The organism is Cryobacterium sp. MLB-32, assembly GCF_000738085.1.
In the GTDB taxonomy this organism is placed as follows: Bacteria; Actinomycetota; Actinomycetes; order Actinomycetales; family Microbacteriaceae; genus Cryobacterium.
Window position 1 is genome coordinate 1 of the sequence record NZ_JPRS01000511.1, and the last position, 954, is coordinate 954.

General features: G+C 60.6%; 1 pseudogene. It reads right to left on the reverse strand.

Annotated features, from left to right (window positions below):
* Window positions 1-267 precede the first annotated feature (267 nt).
* Window positions 268-954: pseudogene (locus tag JF66_RS23900) on the reverse strand (hypothetical protein); the annotation flags it as partial.

Here is a 954-nt window from a genome sequence, read left to right on the forward strand (position 1 = left end):
ACGGTGGTCGCTATCGCGCCTAGGACTATTGTTCCGAGAAGTTTCATGGGTTCAATTATGCTCGTCTACCTCCGGACACGTTGTCTACTGTCCGGACGGAGCGTTATCACTGGGCCTGTTGCGGTTATCTCGTCAGTGGGTCTTTAGCCTGATGCAGCGGGTTCGTTGTCGGTAGCAATGGTGTTCCCACAGCGCTCTGGGCGTTCAGGTTTGATCGAAAGCACGGGGGCGGAAGAAGTTCAGCCCCCGTGCTTTCCATCCCTGGCGTTAAGCCAAAAGATCGCTCAGAGCTCGGTAGGTGTTGTCACCCGGAAGACCGTCTACCGGTCCGTTGTAGCCTCCGCGTGCCGCCATTATCTGAAGGGTCTTGTAGGTGTTGAGACCAGGCACGCCGTCGATCGGTCCGGTGTATCCGGCGCCGTAGAGGAACGTCTGTAGACCTCGCCAAGAATTCGTACCCATCACGCCATCTGCTGGTCCCGCATAGCCGCCGAGGCGAGCAATGCGCTGCAAGGCGATGTATGAGTTCTTCCCCGGAGCCCCGTCAACGGGCCCGGTGTAGCCGAAGCCTGCGAGTACGGTCTGAACGCCCTTCCAGGAGTTGGTACCCATTACTCCGTCGACAACGCCGGTGTAGCCTCCCTTTGCCGCGAACCGCTGAAGCGCGGCCCAGGAGTTAGTGCCCATGACTCCGTCGACTGGGCCGCGGTAGCTATAGCCGGAAAGTACCTGCTGGAGCCCACGCCACGTGTTGGCACCTGGGACGCCATCCACGGCACCCGTGTAGCCTCCTGCCTTCGCGATCAGCTGCAAGATCTTTCCATTGGCCATGCTCGGGGCGCCGCCTGTGGTCCCGGTCAGGTATCGGTCAAGCGCCGCGAATGTCATTTCTCCCGGAACGCCATCAATAGGGCCTTCGTAGTTCCCCTCGCGGGCGAGGGTTTGGAGAGCGCG